Genomic DNA, 26360 nt, shown 5'->3' with positions numbered 1-26360 from the left:
ATTTTAAAAAAAGGTTCCGTAAGGAGATGACATATGGCACTTCTAACCGTTGAGACTGGTTCTCCTACCTTAAGAATGACAACGTCCATCAGTATCATCTCCCCCGTTGATTCGGGCAATACCACCGGAGGAACGCTCTATCTGTTACATGGTGCTGGCGACAATGCTAGCACATGGTACAGGCTGACTACCATTGAGCAGTATGCTAACAAGTATGGCTGTACAGTCATAATGCCTCAGGTAGGAAGAAGCTATTATACAGATATGGAGTACGGCCTGGATTACTTCCACTATGTTACGCAAGAGCTTCCTGAGCTTTGTGGCCGAATGATGAGGCTGGATGATGATCCGCAAAAGACGTATGTTGCCGGACTATCGATGGGCGGATATGGGGCACTAAAATGTGCACTTACCTATCCTGAGCGTTACAGCAAAGTAGTTTCCTTATCAGGCGTTACAGATATTCAGAAAAGATTGAAAGACCCGCAAATGTCTTCGGATATGGCGAGGGAGATGGCAGGCACTTTCGGAAAACGCTTACAAGTTAAGCCGGATCAAGATCTGTATGCTTTAGCGGCTAAATTGGTCGACGATAAACGTAAGCTGCCTTCAATTTTGACCTGCTGTGGCTCGGAAGATCCATTTGTGGAGATGAACCGGGAATTTGCTTCTCATATGCAAGTGAGTCCCTATACATTTCAATATGTTGAGACTCCGGGAACACATGAATGGAGATTCTGGGAGGAACATCTGAAGACAACTTTTGATTTTTTGTACAACTAAGAGCAATGAGCAATTGCAGAAAGAGATATTATGGAGGATTTGAGATGAAAGACCAGCAACTGACGTCGCTGCTAAACCAGATGACGCTTGAAGAGAAAATAGCACAATTGCAGCAGCTAGCTGCTAATTTCTATGAAGGAGCGGAAGAAGGAGGGCAAATCACTGGCCCTATGGCATCCATGGGGATTACGGATCACATGATTGAGAACAGTGGTTCAGTACTTGGACTTTCGGGCGCAGAGCAAGTCATTGCCGTCCAAGAAGCTCATTTACGTAAAAATAGATTGGGTATTCCATTGTTGATGATGGCGGATATCGTGCACGGCTTTAAGACGATTTTTCCGGTGCCATTGGCGATTGGCTGCTCTTGGGATATGGAGCGAGCAGAGCTAAGCGCCGAGATTGCGGCTAAAGAAGCGGCAGTCTCCGGTGTACACGTCACTTTTGCACCTATGGCGGACCTTGTTCGAGACCCGCGCTGGGGACGAGTGATGGAGTCTACTGGTGAAGATCCTTATTTGAATGGTAGGTTTGCCCGTGCATTTGTACGCGGATTTCAGGGGAATGACTTGACGGATGATGTAAATCGTCTGGCGGCTTGCGTTAAGCACTTTGCAGCCTATGGTCTATCCGAAGGCGGACGGGATTATAATACGGTCGATTTATCAGAACGTCAGCTACGAGAATATTATCTGCCAGCCTATCGTGCAGCACTGGATGAGGGTGCAGAAATGGTTATGACTTCGTTCAACACGATTGATGGGATTCCAATAAGCGGAAACGTTAAGCTGCTTCGTCAGCTGCTGCGTGAGGAATGGGGCTTTGACGGCGTGTTGATCTCCGATTGGGGCGCGGTGAAGGAACTGATCCCGCATGGTGTCGCCGAGGATGAGGCTGAAGCAGCACTTAAAGCTATCAAAGCTAGCGTGGATATTGAGATGATGACAGAGTGTTATGTGCACCAATTGCCAGCTCTTGTAGCTGACGGGCAAGTGGATGAAAGTATCATTGATGAAGCCGTACTTCGTATTTTGAAATTGAAGCAAAGACTGGGCTTGTTTGAGAATCCGTTACGTGGGGCAGATATAGAGAAAGAGCGCGAGGTAATTTTCTGTGATGCTCACCGGACAGCAGCGAGAGAATTAGCGGTTAAATCCTGCGTTCTACTGAAGAATGATCAGGTTCTGCCGCTTGCGACAGAGCAGCGGATTGCGCTAATCGGACCGTTTGCTAATAACGGAGATATTCTTGGACCATGGTCCTGGTTGGGTTCAACAGAAGAAGCTAGCAGTCTTGCTCCAGCTTTTGAAGCTCGTGCAGCTGCAGGTAAGGTTACCGTTGCAGAAGGCTCCGGGATTGAGAGCTTTACAGAAGAGCAATGGCTGGAGGCGAAAGCGGCAGCGCTGGAAGCCGATGTGATTGTGCTGGCGCTTGGAGAACATTCGGATATGAGCGGAGAAGCTGGAAGTCGTTCAGATATCCGCTTGCCGGAAGCGCAGCGTGAGCTTTTGCAACGTATGAAGACGTTGGGTAAGCCTGTTGTTGTGGTGTTGTTTAACGGACGCCCACTGGATCTTAGTGGTGTGATCGAGAATGCGGATGCTATTCTGGAAGCCTGGTTCCCAGGAAGCGAGGGCGGCGCGGCGATTACCAGTCTACTGTATGGTGACGAGAATCCGTCAGGAAGATTAACGATGTCTTTCCCTGTATCTGTTGGGCAAATTCCGGTCTATTACAATCATTTCAACACTGGACGTCCTCTACATGCACCGGGTGCGGACAAGCGTTATGTCTCACAATATCTGGACATTCCTAATGAGCCGTTCCTGCCATTTGGCTTTGGTCTTAGCTATACGACATTTGGCTACAGTGAACCGATCCTTTCCGGTGAAATAATGACGAAGGATCAGCCTATTAAAGTAACTGTTACGGTGACTAATACGGGTAATGTACAAGGTGAAGAGGTAGTGCAGCTCTATATCCGAGACATTTCAGGAGAAGTTGTCAGACCAATGAAGGAACTGAAAGATTTTGCTAAGATCAGCCTCTCCCCGGGAGAAAGCCAGGAAGTGAGCTTTACGCTTACAGAAGAACAGCTTCGTTACTATCATAGCGACTTAAGCTTTAGCAGTGATCCGGGACAATTCAAATTGTTTGTGGGTCCAAATAGCCAAGAGGTTAAAGAACGCGATTTTCGCTTAACATTAGCTTAAGTAGAATATATACGACACAGGCTGTCGTAATAGAGGAGTGCAAGAATATGACTACTAATATGAATTCTAACATCCATTTAAACGCTGGAGACTTATCATTCACTTTTACAAACAGCGGGGACTTGTTCCAAGTTCTCCATGAACGGACAATGATCAATCAATTGCTGCCTAATATCGTGGATGGCTCCTTATCCAACCTATATTTACGCATTCATAGTAATGGAAGCATTCAAGCTGTTCCTTTGCTGGGCATTCATTCCTCAAGCACTGTACGTAAGGCTGGGAACCGCTTAGTTTGGGAAGGTACTGCGGAAAATATCGAGTATCAGGTTATTTTTACTCCGACGGCTCAAGGCGCTTGGTTCTGGGACGTGAAGCTTAAAGGGCAAGATGCAGATGTGGATCTCGTGTACGGACAAGATGTGGGTATTGCCGATATCGGTGCTGTTCGCAGTAATGAAGCCTATCTGTCACAGTATATTGACCACGCCGTATTCGAGGATCAGTCAAAGGGATATGTAGTATGTTCCAGACAGAATCAACCGCAAGGTGGCAAATTTCCATACCTACAACAGGGTGCAATCACTAAGGCAGCAAGCTTCTCAACAGATGGTTTCCAATTCTTTGGATTGTCTTATAAAGAGACCAATCAACCAGAAAGCCTGAGCCGTGAGCAATTAAGTAATGAAATCTATCAATATGAATTCGCTTATACTGCGCTGCAATCGGAGCGGGTGAAGCTGAGTGGGGAAGCCCGGTTTGTATTTTATGGATTGTTCAAGCAAGATCATCCAGAAGCGATTACCTCGTTAGAATTCACGAAGGATGTTGCTGCGGCTTGGGAAACGGTAAAAGAGTTGCCTTTAGAAGCTGAAGCACCGCTCGAGCGTTCTTTCTTGACAAAAGAGCTGGGAGCACCACTAGCTGCAAATTCTCTGACGAGCGAAGAGATCGAAGCCTTGTTCCCGGTTCGCTATCAAGAGGAAAAAGAGGGAGACCAGCTTCTGTCTTTCTTCACGGAAAATTATGAGCATGTTGTATTAAAAGAGAAGGAACTTAAGGTAGAGCGTCCTCATGGTCATATTCTAATGAGTGGGGATAATGCCCGACTTAACGATAAGGTAATCACTACGACTTCCTATATGTACGGAATATTTAACTCTCAAATCGTTATTGGCAATACCAATTTCAACAAGCTCATGACCAATGCCAGAAATGCACTTAACATTCCAAAGGCTTCGGGACAAAGAATCTATGTACAGTGGAATGGCGAATATCGCCTCTTGACCATGCCTTCATTGTTCGAGGTTGGTTTCAACTATGCCCGTTGGTATTACAGAACAGATGGCGAATGCTTTATTATTACGAACTACACTACTGCAGATTCTCCGGAGATATTCCTGAATGTGCGTACGGAAAGTGGAAAAGCTTATCGCTATCTAGTCACTAATCAAATCACTATGAACGTTAACGAATACGAGCTTCCATATCAATTCAAACAAGAAGAGGGAACCGTAACCTTCTCGGCTGATAGAAGTGCACTAAGTGCAGGAGAATATCCTGATCTGCAATATAAATTCCAGGTACAGGGAGCGGATTTCACTCTTCAAAATGAAGGTAGACTTGTCTCTCATGCTGACCAGTCAGATGCGCCGCTAGCTATTCTGGAACTGTCGGAGAGCAGTGAATGGACATTGAACATTCAAGGTCTTCTGGATGGTAAGGAGATTCAATCGAGCAGCCGTACAGCCGAAGAGGAGATTTCCGCATACCGCGAGTTCTACAGCGGGGTTATGAATGGCTTCCGCTTGACGTTAGGTGATGGGTCCGAAGGTGAGTTGTTTAAGGTAAATGCTCTAGCTTGGTGGTATACACATAATATGCTCGTCCATTATTCAGTCCCTCACGGATTGGAACAATACGGCGGCGCTGCTTGGGGAACCCGTGACGTGTGTCAGGGACCAGTGGAATACTTCATGGCTACGCAAAAATACGATCAGGTTCGCGAAATATTGCTGACCCTGTATGCTCATCAATATGAAGATGATGGTAACTGGCCACAGTGGTTCATGTTTGATAAATATACGAAGATTCAGCAAGAGGAGAGCCACGGAGATATTATCGTATGGCCACTCAAAGTGCTTGGAGACTATTTGGCGGTAACGCAAGACTACAGTATTTTGCAAGCGACTGTGCCTTATACTCGTAAGCATAGCTTTGATTTTACAGAGGAAAAAGCGACGCTGCTGGATCATGCACGGAAGGAAGTTGCTTATATTAAGAATCACTTCCTGCATGACACGCATTTGTCTTCTTACGGTGATGGTGACTGGGATGATACACTCCAACCGGCTAATCCACAGCTGAAGCAGTACATGGTTAGCAGCTGGACAGTGGCGCTTACCTATCAGACATTGAATCAGTTCTCAGAAGTGCTTCATAAAGTTGATCCAGCAGGTTCGGAAGAGCTGAAAGCGATGGTGGAGGGAATCCGTGAGGATTTCAACACACATATGCTTCAATCTGAGGTAATTCCAGGCTTCTTGTATATGGAGGACCCAGAGCAAGTGAAGCTTATGGTACATCCAAGTGATACGGAAACAGGGATCCAATACCGTCTGCTGCCAATGACGCGCAGTATGATCAGTGAGCTGCTTACACCAGAACAAGCCGAAGCCCACTATGAAGTAATCCAGGATAAACTGTTCTGTCCAGATGGCGTTCGTCTGATGAACCGTCCAGCTCAATATGTTGGCGGCGTAAGCACCCATTTCAAACGTGCGGAGCAAGCTTCTAACTTTGGTCGGGAAATTGGACTTCAATATGTACATGCACACATCCGTTATGTAGAAGCTATGGCTAAGCTAGGGAAAACCGATCAGGTCTGGAATGGCCTAGCGGCGATCAATCCGATCGGAATCCGCGACGTGGTGCCAAACGCTGAACTACGTCAGGCTAACTCTTATTTCAGTAGCTCGGATGGTAAATTTAACACCCGTTACGAGGCGCAGGAGAATTTCGATAAACTGCGTAATGGTGACGTAGCGGTTAAAGGTGGCTGGAGAATCTATTCAAGCGGTCCTGGGATCTACATGAACCAGTTGATCTCGAATGCACTGGGGATCCGTACGGAAGGTGGAGATTTAATCGTCGATCCAATTCTGCCGGAGTCGCTGGACGGAATGCGCTTTAGCTTTGAATATGCAGGCACTAAGGTAGACTTTATTTATCACCTTACGGGCTCTGATAACAGTCGGATTACTGTTAACGGTACAGAAGTTCAAGCCGAAGGTACGCTTAATCGCTACCGTAGTGGTGGTATGCGTATCAAACGTGAGGACTTTGATCGTCTCTGCGTAGAAGCTGGAAATGTGATAGACATTTATAAGTAAGATAATAAAAGAAGGGCAATCTCCGCGATAAGCGTGGAGATTGCCCTTTTTGTACTACATACGGCTCGGTGTCGGTAACCCAAGAACCTCTAGCACATCACCTAAAGTGTCCTTAAATCTCGAAGTGAGCCAGAGGCGGAACGCGATGGTGTCCTCCGCACCTTTTAAAATCGGACATATAGAATAGAAGTTATTGAAAAGTGTGGCTAAGGTATGCGCATACGTGCAGAGTATATTCGGCATTAATTCTATGCTGGCAGAATACAATGTCTCTTGCCAGACGCCAAGCTGTCTCAGCAAAGCGAGCTCTGCTTTTTCCATTTCGAGTGGAAATTGAAGCTTTGAGGCATCTGTAATTAATGGGGTTGTTGATTTGCCCAAAACACTGCTAGCACGCGCATAGGTGTACATCAGATAAACCCCGGTATTGCCGGATATTTCGGTAGCCTGTTTGAAATCAAACACGATTTCCGTTCCCAGATTAAACCGCAGCAGATAATAACGAATAGCAGCAGCTGCAACGATGTGGCTGGAAAGACCCTCTTTATCGGAGCGTGAATGTTCTATGTTCTGTTCCATAAGCTTTACTAAATCGCTCACCTTAACGCCGATTCCTTGGCGTCCGGACATGGCATAAGAAGATTTTCCTTCTGAAATATCTATCCCCAGCTCAGCAGCAGAGGCCGGACTAAGAGAAACAACGCCATAACTTACATGATGGAGCTTCTCAGCCTGTTCGTTATATCCTAGTGCTCCTAAAGCCTGCTTAACCATTTGTTGCGGATATTCCTGTCTATAATCGATCACATTAATAACACGGTTGGCATGTCCATAGGGCTCATGGGTTCCAGTTAATCCTGTGGTCCATAAACCAGACGAGAATTCACTGTAGGTGAAATCTTTGGTTAGTAGACCGAATTTCCAGAGATGATAAGCAATGTCTTTGGCTGTGTACGTCAAAATCCCATTCGAACGCACAAGCACCTTATCCATCTGATGATCCTCTGAATCCGCTCCACTGCTAACCTCTGTCCCTTGCTTTAGCACCCAGCAGCCCGCAAGTTTGCCTTCAGTCTCCTGTACAAAAACTGCCGTTTGCTTCAATAGCTCAGATGCGGCTGTCCAGAAGCCCTCTTTTAAAATATTACTCTCCCACACCAGCAGGTCATAGTGAATACCAAAACGCTTCATTTCCGATACATGTTCTCTCACAATACGTTCAGCAACTAAGTTGCCTAGCCACGCCTCATTACCATCACCCTTTTCAAGGGCATGCAGCATATCCGTGCGCTTGTGAGTGATCTCTGGATTCCGTGCGTATTCTTTGTTCACTTTGGCATATAGATCCCAGCAATAATCACCGAAACGTTGATGATCCCCTTCCAAGGGTACATTTAATAAACCAACGACTGTATCTGCCAGCTGGTTGCCCAGATCATCCACGTAGTTATGGACCTCTACGTTATGTCCGGTTCTTTTCATGATTCTGACCAGCGCATCGCCGATGCAGGCATTTCTCAGATGACCTACATGAGCAGCTTTATTTGGATTGATTGAAGTGTGCTCGATGATGACCTTTTCCCTTGTGCTGTTAGGCAGATCAAAGGAATGTTTAGCCCACACCTGCCAATTCATATACAAATTAATAAATCCAGGAGCAGCTACTTCGACTTTTTGTAAAAGACCCGTGTAACTCTCTTGTAATTTGATTTCTGCTTTTACTAACTCTGCTATGACGAGAGGGGATTTACGCAGGAGTTTGGCTAGCTGCATAGCAATATTGCAGGAATAATCACCATGCTCTAGATTAGCTGGCTGTTCGATCAGAATTGCAACATCTTTTGGGTAGGCAACTTCTAAGGTGTGGAATACTTTTTTTACACTTTGTTCAATGCTGTTTTTGATGATTTGACTTAACATTTTATACCCTCCTTTGAAAATACAAAAAAGCCCTCGTCTCAAAAGAGACGAGGGCTTTAGCGCTCGCGGTACCACTCTCGTTGCTAAACAGATGTTTAGCCACCTTACAGGATAACGGTCTTTAGCCGGGACTTCCTACTTAGGTTCAGAAGTCCATCTCACGGGTGCGCTTCATTAGGTGATCTGTACCGGCTTGCACTTACCCGGCTCGCTGAGGACTAGAACACGTTAACTACTCTCCCGCTCATCGATGCTTGAATAATTTTTACCAGTATAACGAATATTTCGAAAAAAGCAATAGGGTGTTAGTTAGAATACGTAGAAAATGCTTGAGTTTAAGATTGTCCGATTAGTAGATTACAAATTCAAAGAATAGAAGGTTGTCTTTTTTTTGAGTGGCAATTCCTTTGCATAAATGTCCACACATTAACTTTGAATACAGAATATTACTATATAGAGCTATTAATTATGAACCATGTTACTAGTTTTATAGTTTTTTTATTTTTCAAACTGCAGCAGAAGAGAGGAGTGAAAAAGATGGCTTTATTCTCAACCGGACCTATAGATAATAGTCCAATTCTAGGGGTCAGACAGACACAAATCGTAACAGTAAAAGTAGTTAATCGTGATTCTCTTAATCCATATAATCTTGTTATTCAGGGATTTTTGCTAAATGGGTCAAGATCGATGTATGTGAATGAAATGATTAATCTCGCACCTAACCAAGTTCTAACTAGGAACTATTTTGCAGATTTAGATGCATTTGAATTTGAGTTTACGACATTAGAAGTTGTTGAAGCAGAGGTAGGGATCTCGGTCTGGGGAAAACAGGCTTCAGGGGAATTAGTAGAACCTCATCGTATAGTAGCGTGGGAAAAACATGTAGGAATAATCTAAAGGAGTGTTGAGAATTGAGCTATTTATCTACTGGGCCGATAGATAATACCATGGTGGGAGGTATACGACCTACTCAACATGTTACGATCAAAATCGATAACCGAAGTGACGTTGTTTCTTCTACGGTTCTCGTTCAAGGATATTATATGAATGGGACAAGAACCATGTATGTTAGTCAGCTTGTTAATGTTATGCCTGATCAAGTTGTAACAACAGATTATTATGCGGATTTTGATGCATTTGAATTTATTTTTACGACTTTAAGCCTAGTAGATGATCCAATTCAAATTTCAGTCTGGGGAAAAAATAGTGTGGGTCAAATTGTGGGTGCTCACCGACTAGTCCATTCTGAATTACTCGGAGCAACGGTAGGGGTAACTGGGGCAACAGGAGCAGGTGGAGCGACTGGAGCAACAGGAGCAACTGGAGCAACGGGAGCCGACGGAGCGACTGGAGCAACAGGAGCAGACGGAGCAACAGGAGCAACGGGAGCAGACGGAGCAGACGGAGCGACAGGAGCAACAGGAGCAGATGGAGCAGACGGAGCGACAGGAGCAACGGGAGCGACTGGAGCAACAGGAGCAGATGGAGCAGACGGAGCGACAGGAGCAACGGGAGCGACTGGAGCAACAGGAGCAACGGGAGCAGACGGAGCAGACGGAGCGACAGGAGCAACAGGAGCAACTGGAGCAACGGGAGCAGACGGAGCAGACGGAGCGACAGGAGCAACGGGAGCGACTGGAGCAACAGGAGCAACGGGAGCAGATGGAGCGACCGGAGCAACAGGAGCGCCCGGAGGAGCGACCGGGGCAACAGGAGCAGATGGAGCAACAGGAGCCGATGGAGTTACTGGGGCAACGGGAGCAACAGGAGCAACGGGAGCGACTGGTGCAACAGGAGCGGCTGGAGTGACCGGAGCAACGGGAGCGGATGGAGTGACCGGAGCAACGGGAGCAGTTGGAGCGACTGGAGCAACAGGGGCAGACGGAGCGACTGGAGCAACAGGAGCGGTAGGTGTAACAGGAGCAACGGGAGCCGACGGAGTGACTGGAGCAACAGGAGCAGATGGAGTGACTGGAGCAACAGGAGCGGCAGGTGTAACTGGAGCAACGGGAGCGGCTGGAGCCACTGGAGCAACAGGGGCAGCTGGAGTGACTGGGGCAACTGGAGCGGCAGGTGTAACTGGAGCAACGGGAGCCGACGGAGCGACTGGTGCAACAGGAGCCGACGGGGTGACTGGAGCGACGGGAGCGGCAGGTGTAACTGGAGCAACAGGAGCGGCAGGTGTGACTGGAGCAACGGGAGCCGACGGGGTGACTGGAGCGACTGGAACGGCAGGTGTAACTGGAGCAACAGGAGCGGCAGGTGTGACTGGAGCAACGGGAGCGGCTGGAGTGACCGGAGCAACAGGAGCCGATGGAGTGACCGGAGCAACGGGAGCAGCTGGAGCGACTGGAGCAACAGGAGCAGTTGGAGCGACTGGAGCAACAGGAGCCGACGGTGTGACTGGAGCAACGGGAGCGGACGGAGTGACTGGAGCAACGGGAGCGGCTGGAGCCACTGGAGCAACAGGGGCAGCTGGTGTGACTGGGGCAACTGGAGCGGCAGGTGTAACTGGAGCAACGGGAGCCGACGGAGTGACTGGAGCAACAGGGGCAGCTGGAGTGACCGGAGCAACCGGAGCAGTTGGAGCGACTGGTGCAACAGGAGCCGACGGGGTGACTGGAGCGACGGGAGCGGCAGGTGTAACAGGAGCAACCGGAGCGGCAGGTGTGACTGGAGCAACGGGAGCGGACGGAGTGACTGGAGCAACAGGGGCAGCTGGAGTGACCGGAGCAACCGGAGCAGTTGGAGCGACTGGTGCAACAGGAGCCGACGGGGTGACTGGAGCGACTGGAGCGGCAGGTGTAACAGGAGCAACGGGAGCGGCAGGTGTAACAGGAGCAACAGGAGCGGCAGGTGTGACTGGAGCAACGGGAGCGGACGGAGTTACCGGAGCAACGGGAGCAGCTGGAGTGACTGGAGCAACAGGAGCCGACGGAGTGACCGGAGCAACAGGAGCGGCAGGTGTGACTGGAGCAACTGGAGCAGCTGGAGCGACTGGAGCAACGGGGGCAACTGGAGTAACTGGAGCGACTGGTGTAACGGGAGTAACAGGAATAACTGGTGTGACTGGAGCAACAGGGCCGAATATTCAAGCTGAGGGATTCTCAGCGTTCCTATCAGCTTTGTCAGTTTCTACTTCTTCCCAACTGACTGGATGGTCTGTGGCTTCTCCTTTCTATTCTGATCCTTCCTTTAACCCAGTTACGGGAAATTACACAGTTCCGACAACGGGTAGATATTCTATTGAAGCGACCATTAACTATTCCACAACTGCCTCAATCTCAATTAGTCTTGGCAGTGGTATCAATCCAGCTTTCGTAGTTCAGAGAACTTCTCCTACTTCAACAAATCTGGTAAGTGGATTATTCCCTGTGTTGGATGTGAATGTTGCGCTTATTCTAGATTTGAGAGCTATTTTGGGAAGTGGGACTGTAACGCTGGTTGGAGAATTTGCACTAACAGCAGGTGATGTTATTGGCTTGTTCTATGTTTCTAATGGCTTGACGGTTCCTTTGAATCTGGGCGGTGCCAATACTTCTGGTATAGTTTGGTCTGTTCATGAATTGACGTAAATTTATCTCTGAGTTTGATTGTGAAAAAAGAGGATGCTCAGTAGCCGTAAGATGGCTTCCTGAGCTATCCTCTGTTTTGTGAACGGGACGAGTTGTGGGCAAAACGGAGTAATGCTCCTGAGATTTACAATCTATAAATATTGATAGGTTTCCGGATCCTTTTAAAAGTATTCAATATGTATAGTAGTAGCTTTTGATGGATGTCCACACATTAATACGAGATAAGAATATTACTATTAAGAGCCGAAAAATTCATTCTTAAAAATATAATAGGCTCATTGTTAGCGATTTAGAGTAGATCGGAGGAATGATTATAGTAACGCTACTATTCAGAATTTTTTTGGAGGACAATCTTGTTGTAGGCAATCTATTTTAAAATAAAAGGAGTTGAGAACTTGAGTTATTTATCCACTGGACCTATAGAAAATAATTTGGTAAGCGGTGAAAGACCTACTCAGCTTATTACTATTAAACTTGTTAATCAGAGTGATGTCACTACATCGTTGATTCAAGTCGAAGGATATTATATGAACGGGACAAGAACACTATATGTTAGTGAGCTTTATACTGTGGGACCTAATGAAGTATTAACGAAAGATTATTATGCGAATTTTGATTCATTCGAATTTGTATTCACAACTCCTATTCTATTAGACGATCCAATTCAAGTCTCAGTTTGGGGGAAAAGCAGCACAGGCCAATTAGTGACTGCACATCGGCTTGTCTACTCTGAATTGTATGGTGAGAATATAGGTTATTCAGGAGCTACTGGAGCTACTGGAGCCACAGGAGACACAGGAGACACTGGTGCGACGGGAAGTACAGGTGCGACCGGAGCAGCAGGAAGTACTGGCGTAACTGGGGCAACGGGGACAGCTGGAGCGACGGGAACAGCAGGAGCAACTGGAGCAGCGGGAATAGCAGGTGTAACTGGAGCCACAGGAAGCGCAGGCGTGACTGGAGCAACAGGAAGTGCAGGCGTAACTGGAGCCACAGGAAGTGCAGGTGTAACCGGGGCGACCGGGCCGGCTGGTTCAGGTGCAATCATTCCTTATGCTTCGGGCCTACCTGTAGCTATGACAACTGTATTGGGAGGCTTACTGAATACTTCGAGTATCATAGGATTCGGAAGTAGTGCAACAAATATAAGTGTTACTGGCGGTACGATAGATCTTACAGGTGCGGCTGGAACCTTGTTGAACTTTGCATTCTCCGTTCCACGTACGGGAACGATTACCTCTTTAGCGGCCTATTTCAGCACAACAGCTGCACTTAGTTTATTGGGTTCTACATTATCAATAACAGCTCGTTTATTTAGTTCTTCTACATCTAATAATATCTTTACAGCAGTACCTGGGGCTGTAGTAACATTAACTCCTTCCCTTCAAGGAATACTTGCTCTTGGTACGATTAGCTCGGGAACAACCACAGGTTTGAGTATCCCTGTGACTCTTGGAGAACGCTTATTATTAGTCTTTAGTGCATCAGTCATAGATGGAGTTGACGTTGCGACAACCATTGCCGGGTACGGTAGTGCTGGAGTTACCATCGTATAATGATGAATACAGAAATAGGGATATCCCAAAAACCGTATGGTTAGAGGATATCCCTTTATTTAGATCATCAGAATTTCTCGGATGTCTTGTTCTGTAAGGGTAGATAACCCTTCCTGACCTGGCTGGATCACTTCATCGATTAAGTTCCTTTTTTTCTGTTGTAGCTCATACATCTTCTCCTCCACAGTGCCTTGGGTGACGAGTCTGATCACTTGAACTACTTTTTTCTGTCCGATTCGGTGAGCCCGATCTGCAGCTTGCTGTTCGACGGCAGGGTTCCACCATAGATCGTATAGAATGACAGTGTCTGCCCCTGTTAAGTTGAGTCCGGTTCCGCCAGCTTTTAAGGAGATCAGGAAAATATCCCGCTCTCCTTCATTAAATTGATTACATAAATCTACCCGCTGAGACACAGGCGTTTGACCGTCTAGGTAAAAATATGGAATGCCTTGATAGCCGAGTTCACGTCCAATCAAACCGAGCATTTCTGTGAACTGGGAGAATACTAGCATTCGTTTACCCGAACTGCGGCATTCCTCTATGATTTCAAACAGCTGCTCGAACTTGGCAGAGCTTCCTTCATACCCATCCACAAATAGAGCCGGGTGACAGCATAGCTGGCGCAGACGGGTGAGACCAGCAAGGATTTTAATCCGATTATTATTACCGAAGCTATCCTGGGTCAGATGCTTAAGCGCCTCTTTTTTCAAACGGGCGAGATAAGCGACATATAACTTCTTCTGCTCAGGGAACAGCTCACAGGCTTGGAGTGATTCGATTTTCTCAGGCAATTCTTTTAACACATCATTCTTTAAGCGCCGCAGCAAAAAAGGACGTGCCCGTTTAGCGATAGTTTCCCTCGGCAAATCGTGAAAAGCCTTCTTACCTGGAAACAACCCGGGAAACACAGTGCCGAAGATGGACCATAGATCTTCTAGCGCATTCTCAACAGGAGTCCCAGTAAGTGCAAAACGATGCCGGGCTTGAAGAGCCATAACTGCTTGAGCGGTCTGCGTCGTATGGTTCTTTATGGTTTGCGCTTCATCGAGAATCAGGGTGTGAAAAGATTTCTTAGCATACAACTGAACATCTCTTCGAAGCAGCGGGTAAGAGGTGATAATTACATCCGCGTTCGCTGCATTTTTTAAAATTCGACCGCGTTCCGTTAAGCTTCCATCTGCAATAACAGCCTTAATCTCAGGCGTGAACTTTTTAAGCTCATTATGCCAATTGTAGGTGAGAGAGGCAGGAGCGACAATAAGAGCGGGCAGACCACTCTGACGAATATCCGGAAGCTCAGAGAGCAGAAAAGCGATACTTTGCAGCGTTTTGCCAAGACCCATATCATCCGCTAAAATTCCCCCGAAACGGTAATGGGCCAGCGTCTTCAGCCACTGAAATCCATACTGCTGATAATCCCGGAGCACAGGGGCCAGACTCTCTGGTATAGGGAAGTCAAGGTTCTCAGGATTGTGCATATTCGCAAGTAACCTTTTAAAGGATCTGCTCAGTTTGACTGAGTCACTTTGAGAATCGGAAGAGGTTAAGTGTAACCCACGAACGACTGGTAAAGAAAATTGCACACCTTTAATCTCACCTTCTCGGATGCCCATCTCGTTCATAAAGGTGATGATTTCTTGGAGCTCCTCGCTCTCCAGTGGTAGCAGTGCCCCTTCTGGCAAGCGGTAGTATTTACGTTTATCCTGAAGTGATTTTAAGACCATCACAATCTCAGATTCGGGAATACCACCCATGTCGAATTTAAAATCAAGCCAGTCGGTTTTCTCATTCCAACTAATACTCACTTTTGGTGGCGTGGTTCCCGTGAATAGTCTTTCTTTGACAGCGGTGGTCGCATAGACCGTTAATAGTGGTTCAAGCAACGGAATCGTGTGGTATAAAAAATCGTACTCACCGTCCTCATCCGTCATAACATACCCGCCTTCGGTTTTGGCGAAGGATTCATGCTCCATCAGCTCCAGAATTCGGGTCTCTCCTTCACCGTCGCGTATAAGAATCAAGTCCGTACCGCGAACATGGGCTTTTTCATCCAAAGGATTGATGATAATGTCACCATACTGAAACTCTAGCCCGGCGAGCAGTCGATCTCGCACGCGGTCCAGATAGAGCCTGGCTATAAGCTTATGTTGCACAATTCGATCAGCAATAGATTCGGCAATATGCACGTTTCCCAGTTTTTTCAGACCAGGAATAACCTTGTCCATAAAAGGCTCCATTTGTTCGGGGGCAATATCGATGCCATCTCGACGAGAGGATTCCAGCATTTTCTTCATCTCAGATAGGCGCATGCATTCCTGAGCAGTTAGCTTCAACAGCTTACCTTCAGACAGCACGAGTCCGTAATCTTCCAGAACTGAGATCTGCTCCAGTCCTTGAATATCCAGATGGTATCCTTCACCTTCGGCTTGCTCGAACGCAAAGCTAAGGGGTGGTGCTTCATTAGACATATGAATGCCTTCGTACAACACCTCTTCTTGTTGCAGATATACCGACTGAACCTCTGAAAGTGCGGGCTGAAGCGTCTCCCAGAAAAAAGGAGGGATAGCCAGCAGGCGATCTCCCCCCAGGTTGCCACCATATGGAGAGTAGTTAGTGACGTTATCGCGATACATTTTTTCATTTAAGACAATTTCAATTAGCTTCTGAAGAACGATGTTATCTTCCTTCCGAAAGCTGTGAATGGAAGGGTCATAGACGAAATGCTTCGAGAATTCGAAGGTTTCTCCACGATGCACACGTTCCAGAAAACCTCTTATTCTATGAACGACATATAGTCGTTTCGAGCCGATTTTCATTTCTATTCCCAGCATGGTAGTGCTATAGCTGTAAGTGAATGGCTTGCAGATGAACTCGACATTTAAAGGGATCCTATTATCTACAAAAGCCCCAGTACCGCTCGGACGCGGCTTATGGTTACTGAACATGCCTAGCAGGCTGCTCACAAGATGCTGGTCTCTGGACCTTCCTCCCATGTCTCGCGTAGAATCCGTAACATTACGTGGGGTTAAGACTCCAGTATCTTCAATAGTAGAATGACTGGAAGTTCCGGTACGGTCTGGCCGTTCTCCAGCAGTTTCAAGGGCATCAATGCTGATCAGTACGGCTGCGATATGTTTGCAGAAAGGCCCTCCATGCGTGTAAGCAGGACAAGTACATTCTGCCGTGACATCACCGTCGATATCGATGACAACCATGACTTCGTAGCCAATGCCCCCTTGAACGAGCGCTTCATAACGAGAGCGGGGAAGATCTGGGATGGATTCATTACGTTCTTCAACATCTATTATATCGACGCTTCCAGACTGGTAATAAGCCAATCCTTTTTCAAAAATAGACTTGCCGCACAGCAGCTTAATTACCCGTTCTGTCACACTAAAGCCCATAACATAATTCCTTCCTCGTAACTTGTTCTTCGAAAAGTCCGACTATTATATAGTCCTTATGATAACAGAACGGGCGTGCGCATCAAATAGGGGCTGCTACTCCACTAATCCCGTGCATAATAAAACGGATCGTCAGGTTAATCTCTTCCTCATCGTTCCAGTCCTTCTCCGGTTGGAGCAGCAGGCGATTAAGCAAATACCCACCAATGGATGAAATAGTGAAACGTAGAATAGCGGGTGTGGGTAATTCAATGACTTCACCTTTTGCCTTGAAGTGTTCAACAATTTCGATGACGCGCTCCAGCACCTTGCTTAGAATATTTTCTGCGAACTGTTCTCTGAGCAACGGTTGGAAAGGAATCTCCTGTATCAGAATCTTTAGCATTTTAAAATTTCTACGGGCGAACTCCAGACGATTGACGATAAATGATCGTAGGAATTCTTCAAAGCTGTCATAGGGAACATCGAGTACCCCGTTGAAATTCCGCAGTACAAAAGGAGCGAGCATACGACTCATGGTAGGGCCAATGATGGAGAGCAGTAAATCTTTTTTGGTTTTGTAATATCGGAAAATCGTACCCTCTGCTACGCCTGCCTTTTGAGCAATTTCACTAGTCGCAGCAGCAGCGTAACCTTTTTCGGAGAACACCTCAATCGCCGCATGCAAAATGGAAATCTGCTTCGGTGTCAGTTTATCCTCTTCACTTATGGCCAGCAGCTCTTCAATCCACTGCTCTTCTATATTTTGTTCCGCAGAATCATGTTCTTTCATTACAATTATCCTCCAAACTTGGTTCATTCCGTTCAACCGATGAATGTTCTTAGTGAGGCTACATTTTCCGGTGTTTGCGCAGTGCCAATACATTCAGCACCATGAATAATAGTGAGAATCCGATCAGTACATAGACATCCAGAGCGATGGAATTCCATCCTTTGCCGCGGATCATGATGTTCATAAGCGCTTCTGATCCATAATAAATTGGGGTTGCGTAGCCGATGTGCTGTAGCCATAGCGGTAGGGTGTCGAGTGGGAACAGTCCGCTGAGGAAAACTTGTGGCACGATAATAAGCGGGATGAACTGAATCATCTGTAGCTCGTTGGCTGCAAAAGCAGATAATAGCGTGCCCAGCGTCAAAGCTGTCATCGACAGGAGTAAGGTGATCAGCATTACGTAACCAAAGCTTCCCGTCATCATAATGCCAAGAATCTGAATAGAGAACCATGAGATCAACAGCGCTTGGAATACGGTGAAAATGCCGAAACCACATACATACCCGAGCACAATCTCCCATCTTTTTAAAGGAGTGGAAAGTAAACGTTCAAGGGTGCCTGTAGTCCGCTCTCGCAGGAAAGAAACACCGGCAATCAGGAATACGAAAAAGAAAACAAATACACCAATCATAATCGGACCGAAGCGGTCAATCGTCTTCATATTCTCAGAACCGTATAAGTAGCTGATCTGGGGCTGTAATTGCAGCTGTTTCTCTGTACTTGGAAGGAGCTTCTGAGAAAGCTTTTGAAGCGTCATAATTACCGCCTTGTTGGCTGTAGGGTTGCTCCCCTCTAACAACACTTGAGGGATGACTCCTGAATTCCCAACGTTTCCGTCCAAAGTGATCAAAGCGTCAATCTTTCCTTCTACTAGAGCACTTTTCCCTAGCTCTTCGGTGGCATACTCTTTAATTGTGGTATTTTCTTCTTTTAACGCAGCTGAGATATTTAGTGGCACACCGGATACTCCGATTTTTGGCTCATAGGCGTCCCCGTTGAATACCAAGCTCATTAAACTTAGAACGATGAGCGGTGCAATGAACATTAAGGCCATCGTTCTTTTATCATGAATAAATTGTCGCAAAATCCGTAAGGTGATCGCTCGGATTCTCATGAACGGACACCTCCATAATATAGAAAGGCTTCTTCAATAGAAGCTGAGCCAGTGGCTTCAAGCAATCCGGCAGGTGTGTCGGCGGCAAGCAGCTTGCCATCACGGATCATTCCAAGGCGATCACATTTCTCAGCTTCATCCATGACATGCGTAGTGAGTACAATCGTGGTACCTTTCTCGTTCAGAGCTTTTAGTTCTTTCCAGATGGATAGTCGGAGTACAGGATCGATACCTACTGTTGGTTCATCAAGAAGAAGTAGCGGAGGCTCATGGAGCAGCGCAATCGCCAGGGATAGGCGGCGTTTCATTCCGCCAGAGTATTGATCTACTCTTTTGCGCAGATGCTCCTGAAGATCTACTAGTTCCATAACAGCTTTGATGCGTTTGCCGCGCTCCGCACCTTTTAGTCCATATAGCGCAGCGAAGAACTCCAGATTTTCTTTTGCGCTGAGTTCTGTATATAGGGCATCAGATTGAGCCATGTATCCAATTTGCTGCAGCATGGATAACTTAGGCATGGTAACACCAAGCACCTTTACCTCACCTGAGGTCGCCTCATCGATACCTGTAAGCAGCTTTACTAACGTTGTTTTTCCGGAGCCAGAGGGTCCTAGTATGCCGAAGGTTTCCGCACGCTCCACTTGAAGTGAAATATCTTCGAGCACCTGTTTGTCTCCAAAGGCTTTACCAACATGGCTCACTGAAATGACTGGAACTTCCGAACCCATATTCATCTCCTCGATTCTGAATAGTCTGGGATACAAAGTGGTGTTACTGAGTGCTCTGCACAACAATAATGAGTGAGCGCTCACTCATTATTGTGCTCCGGAATCCAGTAAATGTAAAGTGCTAGATTTCCGCTACTTGAAACTAACTTACAATTAGGTGTAAATCGCAAAGTAGCGGCATTTTTGCACAAGATGCGAATACCTGCTCACGAACCAACTTGATATGATGTTAATAAGGAATACAGCTGGGATGTTCGACACCTCAATGATGCAAATGCCATTGCTTCCGAAATTGATTAGGCGTTGTGCCGAAATGGGTTTTGAACAATTTGCAAAAATGAGAGCAATTTGTAATTCCCACTTCCTCGGCGATGTGTGCAACTGTGTATTTGCTTGAAGTCAGAAGATGAACGGCTTCCTGCATTCTTTTGACCGTTAAATAATCGGAAATACTGCTGCCTGTACATTCCTTGAACAAGTGGGATAAATGATGGGGTGAAAGATGCAGATCCTTGCTCATTTGATCGAGCCGCAAAGGTTCCTTGTAATGCAGCTGTAGCCATTCCATAATACGTTCTGCCTGATGTGGTTTACGAAGCAATTGTTCCATGGAGGCCGGCTTCTGCTGTGTATCCCAAAGCGGCTTTAAAGTACGTAGGAACGTGATGAGAAACAATGAGACCTCTTCCATGAAATCATTTTTGTGCAAAGTTGGAAGCGCTTTATCCAGATCCTTTAGAAGAACTATCAGGGATTGCAGGTCCTGCTGTTCATACCATCGAGGTGAGGCAGAATTGCCGCTGTGAATATGATTGAAAAAGCTTTGTAGGATGGGCCACTTTTCAAAATAAGCTTTAAATATGCTGGGCTCATAATGCACGATCGAACGCACGAACGGAACCGCCTCATTAATTTCAATTTGAATATGATGCAGTTGATACGGCTGGAAAATACAAATCATCCCTGGCTTTATTTCATAGCTATTTTGATCAATGATCAGCGTCCCTTTACCTTCATGAACAATAAGAATTTCAACACCCTGATGAGCATGGAATGTACCTTGATAGTCGTCTGTATTTGTACTTGTTCTTTTATATACAAAATAGAGATGGAACGGTTGTAAGTCCTGCTGCTCATGGTACGTCACATTCGTGTTCCTCCTATTAGTAGGGATGCGGATAACCTATCGTTTACAAAAGTATAAGAGAACCATTGCACAGCTAGCAACATCTAGATTAAAAAGTCTTACTCACTAATGGAGGACACCGAATTATGGCAGAACAAAAGACAGAATTACATAACGCAGGGTATAAAGCTTGGCTCGAATATCCATATATTCAATCGAGTGCAGTAAGAGAGTGCTATTCTCCTTGGTGCTATAACATTTTGACAGTCAAACAAGATCATCCAGTGATCAAAAGTGCTGTGCAAGAACTAACACGTGGCATACTAGGAATGCTCGATATAGAAGCTACCATTGCTGAATCTCAGGATAAAGATAAACAAGCTTGTATTGCAATCGGTACGTTTGATAGTAATCATCCGTTGATTACGCATACCTTTAGCGAGGCTACAAGGACAGCAATTGGACCAGAAGGATATGCCATTCGAACAAACACGGAGAAGGACTGTATTGCAATTGGTGCTTCCACACCCGTGGGTTTACTGTACGGTGTATTTGCATTCCTACGCTTGCTTGGAACGGGTCAATCGATTAAGGCGTTGGATATGTTGGATCAGCCGGTAAATACGCTCCGCATGATGAATCAATGGGATAACATCGATGGAAGCATCGAACGTGGTTACGCAGGGAAGTCCATATTTTACTCAGACAACGAAATCACTAAGGACTTTGATCGATTGCAAGATTATGCGAGAATGCTCGCTTCGATAGGAATTAATGCGATTGCTATAAACAATGTCAATGTACATCGGTTTGAAACGATGTTTATTACGGAGCGCTATCTTCCTGACATCGCGAAAATTGCCGATATCTTCCGTACCTACGGGGTGAAGCTATTCCTAAGTATTAACTATGCTAGCCCGATCGAAATCGGTGGATTGAATACAGCTGATCCGTTAGATTCTGATGTACGCCAATGGTGGAAGGCAAAGGCAGTAGAAATTTATAAATTGATTCCAGATTTCGGCGGTTTCCTCGTAAAAGCTGATTCAGAGAATCGTCCAGGTCCATTCACTTATGATCGTGATCATGCAGAAGGTTCGAACATGCTGGCTGAAGTTTTATTGCCTTTCGGGGGAATCGTCATCTGGCGCTGCTTCGTTTACAATTGCAAACAGGATTGGCGGGATCGCTCCACCGATCGTGCACGAGCGGCATATGATCACTTTAAACCGCTAGATGGTCGATTCATGGATAATGTTATTTTGCAGGTGAAGAATGGACCGATGGATTTTCAAGTACGGGAAGGTGTGTCTCCGCTGTTCGGTGCCATGGAGCATACTAATATGATGATTGAGTTTCAGGTTACGCAGGAATATACAGGCCAACAGCGTCATGTCTGCTACCTCATTCCTCAATGGAAGGAAGTTCTTGATTTTAATACTTACGCAACGGATTCGGAGTCATCGGTGAAACGGGTCGTCGATGGATCCATGTACGGTTATAAATATAGCGGCTTCGCTGCTGTTTCAAATATTGGTAATGATCATAACTGGACGGGGCATTTGTTAGCGCAGGCCAATCTATATGGTTACGGGCGTCTCGCTTGGAATCCGGAATTAAGTGCAGAGCAAATCGCGAAGGAATGGACAATGCTCACGTTCAGTGCAGAGGATGAGCAGTTAATAGATACGATTCGTGAGATCTTGTTAACCTCATGGCATATCTATGAATCTTATACTTCGCCACTTGGGGTAGGCTGGATGGTCAATCCTGATCATCATTACGGTCCAAATGTGGATGGATATGAATATTCGAAATGGGGAACGTATCATTTTGCAGACTTACAAGGGATTGGCGTAGACCGAACAATAAAGACGGGTACGGGATATGTTGCTCAGTATCAAGGAGCGAATGTAGATTTGTATGAATCGGTAGCTACTTGTCCAGATGAGCTATTACTGTTCTTTCATCATGTACCGTATACGCATACTCTTAAATCTGGTAAAACGGTCATCCAGCATATTTATGATACGCATTTTGATGGCGTGGATCGCGCAGCAGGGCTGAAAGAGAAGTGGCAATCCCTTGGGGGGAAAATGGATGGCAGCAGGTTTGGACAGGTGGCAGACCGTCTGCACGAACAGGTACTACATGCCCGCGAGTGGAGAGATATCATCAATACGTATTTCTTTCGAAAAAGCGGTATCCCAGACCAGCATCAACGTACAATATACTAAATATTAGCAGTAGGAGGAGTGTGTCCAGCAGGGCCACTCCTTCTATTGCTCCATCCCTTTGTTTCATAATCCTATGAGAAGAAAGGAAGATACACCTTGAATCAGAAAAGATTATTTAATGAGGACTGGGAATTCGCCAAGAGTACTTTAGAAGTGACGAATGCTGAGTCCTTGGATTTCCATCCCATCGATCTCCCACATGATTGGTTGATTTATAACACGTTAGACTTATATGAGAATAGTATTGGCTGGTATCGAAAATATTTTATAAATACGAAGAACGATGAGCAGCTATTGCTGTGTTTTGATGGTATTTATATGGACTCCACGATTTATGTGAATCATCAATGGGTTGGGGAATGGAAATACGGTTATTCTTCCTTTGAATACGAAATTACAGATATGCTCATAGACGGGGAAAATGAAATTCTAGTGAAGGTCGTGCATCAGAGTCCGAATAGTAGATGGTATTCAGGAGCGGGTATCTATCGGAATGTATGGCTCAAGACAAGAGATTGCAATCACATCGTGACAGATGGAATTTACATTCATACGGTACAAAAAAATGAAGTTTGGCGGGTGGAAATCGACACCGACCTAAACATAACAGAAGATATGAGGCTTTCCCAAACCGTTCTGTACAAGGATCGAGAGATAAAGACCTGTGTTGAGAAAATCTCGGCTGGAGATCAAACACAAGCCACCTCACGTGTAAGTCAGGTGCTGACTGTAGAGAATGCTTTATTATGGAGCCCCGGTGAGCCGCATTTATATCAGCTAAAAACGGAATTGCAGCATAAGGCACCTGATCAGGGTTCTGATGAAGTGTGGACAACAATAGAAGAAGTAACACAGTTTATAGGCTTTCGAACGATTGTACTGGATCCGCAAGAGGGAATGCTTCTGAATGGGGTAAAGACTAAGCTTAACGGAGTTTGTGAGCATCATGATCTTGGAGCATTGGGTTCGGCGTTTCATACAGCAGCATTGCGAAGAAGACTTGAGATCTTAAAGGACATGGGCGTAAATGCAATACGCACCGCTCATAATATGCCTGCTGCAGAGCTTATGGATCTGGCGGACGAAATGGGGCTGCTTGTGGTTTCAGAAGCCTTTGATATGTGGGAGCGATCGAAGACCACATATGATTACGCAAGATTTTTCAAGGACTGGGCGTTAAAAGATGTGAGAAGCTGGGTCATGCGAGATCGTAATCATCCAAGCTTGTTCATGTGGAGTATTGGCAATGAAATTTATGATACGCATGCTGACAAGAAAGGGCAAGAATTGACGAGCATGTTGATGGAAGCCGTGCTTCAATATGAGCCGAAAGGCAACGGGAAAGTGACCATTGGATCGAACTATATGCCATGGGAGAATGCTCAGAAATGTGCGGACATCGTAAAGGTGGCAGGCTACAATTATGCGGAAAAATATTACCATCAGCATCACGCGGAACATCCTGACTGGATTATCTATGGTAGTGAAACCGCCTCTATTGTGCAGAGCAGGGGAATATATCATTTCCCATTCGAGCAATCCATCCTGGCTGATGACGATGAGCAGTGCTCTGCACTAGGTAATAGCTCTACAAGCTGGGGAGCGAAGTCAGCAGAAGCGTGTATTATCGCGGAGCGAGATGCAGCGTTCTCATTAGGGCAATTTATATGGACGGGTTTTGATTATATTGGTGAACCTACACCGTATCATACGAAGAATTCGTATTTTGGACAGATTGATACAGCGACCTTTAAAAAGGATTCATATTACATCTATCAAGCGGCTTGGACAAATTACAAGGAGCATCCGATGGTGCATATTTTTCCCTATTGGGATTTCAATCCCGGTCAAATGATCGATGTTCGAGTCTGCTCGAATGCTCCCAAGATAGAATTGCAGTTCAATGGTGAGACTGTTGGGACCTATGAAATCGATCATGTACATGGAACGCAGCTAGCGGGCTGGTGGAAGCTTCCTTATGAACCAGGCGAGCTCAAGGCAATCGCTTATGATGAGGCTGGCCAAATCATTGCAGTAGACATCAGGAAATCGTTCGGGGATGCGAGTCGAATCTGCTTAAAAGCTGATAAGGGTACACTCCTTGCGAACGGCACAGATTTAATCTTCATCGAAATTACGATGGAGGATGAGCGCGGGAATGCCGTTGAGAATGCAAACAATCGCGTTCAGGTTCAGGTGGGCGGAGCAGGCCGTTTGATCGGTTTAGATAATGGAGACAGCACGGACTATGATCCATACAAAGGAACGAGTAGACGCTTGTTCAGCGGTAAGCTTATGGCGATTGTTGCTGCGAGTTTAGAAGCGGGTACGATAACAGTTGAGGTTACATCGAAAGGTGTAGTAGGTAGTAAGCTACAGCTTCAATCGCTCCCTGTGGCAGATCGTGGAATAGGCATTTCAGCTAACACTAGAAATCTAGCATTGCCCTGTGTGATGGGAAATGTAGAAGAAATTCCTTTACGAAAGATAGAAATTATAAGTCATTCTGGACAACAGTTTAATGAAAATAGAAGAGAAATGAATGTACACGCCATCCTTTACCCTAAAGACACTTCCTATACTGAAGTGGAGTGGAGTATTGTAAATGATGCAGGGATTGAGTCCAATCTAGCGCGGCTCGAACAACTGGGACAAGAAGCCAAGATCACGGCGTTAGGAGATGGGAGTTTCCGCATTCGCTGTATGAGTAAGAACGGTACGGAAAAGACAAAGCTGATTTCACAGTTGGAATTTACAGCGTGCGGTCTGGGGACGGCTTACAAGGATCCGTATGGATTTATATCTGGCGGTCTATATGACGAGGTTAAAGGCGAAGTCGGAAACGGAAATGAACGAGGCGTAGCAACGAGTCGAGATGGTGAGACGCAGGTTGCTTATCGCGAGATTGACTTTGGAACTTACGGCTCGGATTTGATAACGATTCCCCTATTCGCATTGTCTAGCGAAGCCTACGAGCTCCAGATTTGGGAAGGCATGCCGGACGAAGAGAACAGTGAGCTTTTGGCAGACGTCATTTATCAGAAGGAATCGCAATGGAATGTTTATCAGGAGGCAACCTATCTATTATCCAAGAGACTCACGGGTATCAGCTCTATTTGTTTCGTATTACAGAAGAAGGTGCACATTAAAGGCTTCTCATTTGTGAAAAAGAACCGAGCATTCGAGCAGAATAGGGCTGTGGATTGTGATCGCATTTATGGTGATACGTTCACCATCGCGGAACAGGGTGTTGAAGGAATCGGGAATAACGTATCTCTCGTGTTCGAACAGATGGATTTTACGACGGAAGGTACTTCAAAGCTTATCATTTGTGGGAGATCTCCGATCGATAAGAATACCATTCATCTTCGCTTCGAAGAGGGTGAAGCATCTAACAATCAACTGATCGAATTTACACAGTCAGATGGATATGTAGAGCGAGTATTTGAGTTGGAGAAAGTGACAGGGGATCAGAAGGTAACGTTTATCTTCTTGCCTGGAAGTCAGTTCGATTTCGGTTGGTTTCGGTTTGAATGATCG

General features: G+C 46.0%; 14 protein-coding genes and 1 other annotated feature. Of the genes, 8 read left to right on the top strand and 6 right to left on the bottom strand.

From position 1 onward, the window contains the following. The first annotated feature begins 33 nt into the window (after window positions 1-33). From MKY19_RS24520 to MKY19_RS24510, 3 genes are read left to right on the top strand one after another with little or no spacing between them, the layout of a single operon-like run. Window positions 34-783, top strand: a complete 750-nt coding sequence (locus tag MKY19_RS24520) for an alpha/beta hydrolase family protein (RefSeq protein WP_339798314.1) — start codon at window positions 34-36, stop codon at window positions 781-783. Between the two features lie 44 nt (window positions 784-827). Beyond that, complete coding sequence (gene bglX / locus MKY19_RS24515) at window positions 828-2996, top strand: beta-glucosidase BglX (protein WP_339798312.1); 2169 nt, start codon at window positions 828-830, stop codon at window positions 2994-2996. A gap of 47 nt (window positions 2997-3043) precedes the next feature. Continuing rightward, window positions 3044-6388 carry a cellobiose phosphorylase gene (locus MKY19_RS24510; protein ID WP_339798310.1) on the top strand — a complete coding sequence of 1115 codons (3345 nt, stop codon included), beginning with the start codon at window positions 3044-3046 and terminating at the stop codon, window positions 6386-6388. Between the two features lie 54 nt (window positions 6389-6442). On the opposite strand, the gene argS is transcribed toward MKY19_RS24510, so the two are convergent. Then, on the bottom strand, window positions 6443-8308 hold the full coding sequence (argS, locus tag MKY19_RS24505) for an arginine--tRNA ligase (RefSeq protein WP_339798308.1): 1866 nt from the start codon (window positions 8306-8308) through the stop codon (window positions 6443-6445). Window positions 8309-8348: 40 nt separating this feature from the next. Continuing rightward, window positions 8349-8565, bottom strand: a binding site (T-box leader). 280 nt (window positions 8566-8845) lie between these two features. Here argS and MKY19_RS24500 point away from each other — a divergent pair. The 3 genes from MKY19_RS24500 (at window position 8846) to MKY19_RS24490 (ending at window position 13439) form a co-directional block, all read left to right on the top strand. Beyond that, window positions 8846-9205: a hypothetical protein gene (locus MKY19_RS24500; protein ID WP_339266825.1), complete on the top strand. Its 360-nt coding sequence runs from the start codon at window positions 8846-8848 to the stop codon at window positions 9203-9205. A 14-nt stretch (window positions 9206-9219) separates the two neighbouring features. Then, the gene (locus MKY19_RS24495) at window positions 9220-11883 is read left to right on the top strand and encodes a collagen-like protein (RefSeq protein WP_339798305.1); all 2664 of its coding nucleotides are present in this window, start codon (window positions 9220-9222) and stop codon (window positions 11881-11883) included. Window positions 11884-12278: 395 nt separating this feature from the next. Further along, window positions 12279-13439: an exosporium glycoprotein BclB-related protein gene (locus MKY19_RS24490; RefSeq protein WP_339798304.1), complete on the top strand. Its 1161-nt coding sequence runs from the start codon at window positions 12279-12281 to the stop codon at window positions 13437-13439. A gap of 59 nt (window positions 13440-13498) precedes the next feature. On the opposite strand, the gene MKY19_RS24485 is transcribed toward MKY19_RS24490, so the two are convergent. From MKY19_RS24485 to MKY19_RS24465, 5 genes are all read right to left on the bottom strand, one after another. Next, entirely contained in the window at window positions 13499-16843 is a 3345-nt protein-coding gene (locus MKY19_RS24485; protein WP_339798302.1) for an SNF2 helicase associated domain-containing protein, read from the bottom strand. A gap of 82 nt (window positions 16844-16925) precedes the next feature. Next, the gene (locus tag MKY19_RS24480) at window positions 16926-17615 is read right to left on the bottom strand and encodes a TetR/AcrR family transcriptional regulator (protein ID WP_339798300.1); all 690 of its coding nucleotides are present in this window, start codon (window positions 17613-17615) and stop codon (window positions 16926-16928) included. A gap of 58 nt (window positions 17616-17673) precedes the next feature. After that, complete coding sequence (locus tag MKY19_RS24475) at window positions 17674-18729, bottom strand: ABC transporter permease (RefSeq protein WP_339798297.1); 1056 nt, start codon at window positions 18727-18729, stop codon at window positions 17674-17676. Further along, window positions 18726-19463, bottom strand: coding sequence for an ABC transporter ATP-binding protein (locus tag MKY19_RS24470; RefSeq protein ID WP_339804492.1), 738 nt, complete (start codon window positions 19461-19463; stop codon window positions 18726-18728). The genes MKY19_RS24475 and MKY19_RS24470 overlap by 4 nt, the downstream gene beginning before the upstream one ends. 256 nt (window positions 19464-19719) lie before the next feature. Further along, window positions 19720-20604 (bottom strand): AraC family transcriptional regulator, encoded by an 885-nt coding sequence (locus MKY19_RS24465; protein WP_339798294.1) that lies wholly within the window; start codon window positions 20602-20604, stop codon window positions 19720-19722. Between the two features lie 125 nt (window positions 20605-20729). On the opposite strand from MKY19_RS24465, the gene MKY19_RS24460 reads away from it, so the two are divergent. Then, window positions 20730-22820, top strand: a complete 2091-nt coding sequence (locus tag MKY19_RS24460) for an alpha-glucuronidase family glycosyl hydrolase (RefSeq protein ID WP_339798291.1) — start codon at window positions 20730-20732, stop codon at window positions 22818-22820. Window positions 22821-22916: 96 nt separating this feature from the next. Continuing rightward, window positions 22917-26357, top strand: a complete 3441-nt coding sequence (locus MKY19_RS24455) for a glycoside hydrolase family 2 TIM barrel-domain containing protein (RefSeq protein WP_339798289.1) — start codon at window positions 22917-22919, stop codon at window positions 26355-26357. Window positions 26358-26360 lie beyond the last annotated feature (3 nt).

Origin of the sequence: Paenibacillus sp. FSL R5-0744, from assembly GCF_037972555.1 — a bacterium.
Classification (GTDB): domain Bacteria; phylum Bacillota; class Bacilli; order Paenibacillales; family Paenibacillaceae; genus Paenibacillus_AQ.
Note: the sequence above shows the minus strand (reverse complement) of the source record. Positions and strands in the feature narration are given on the sequence as shown.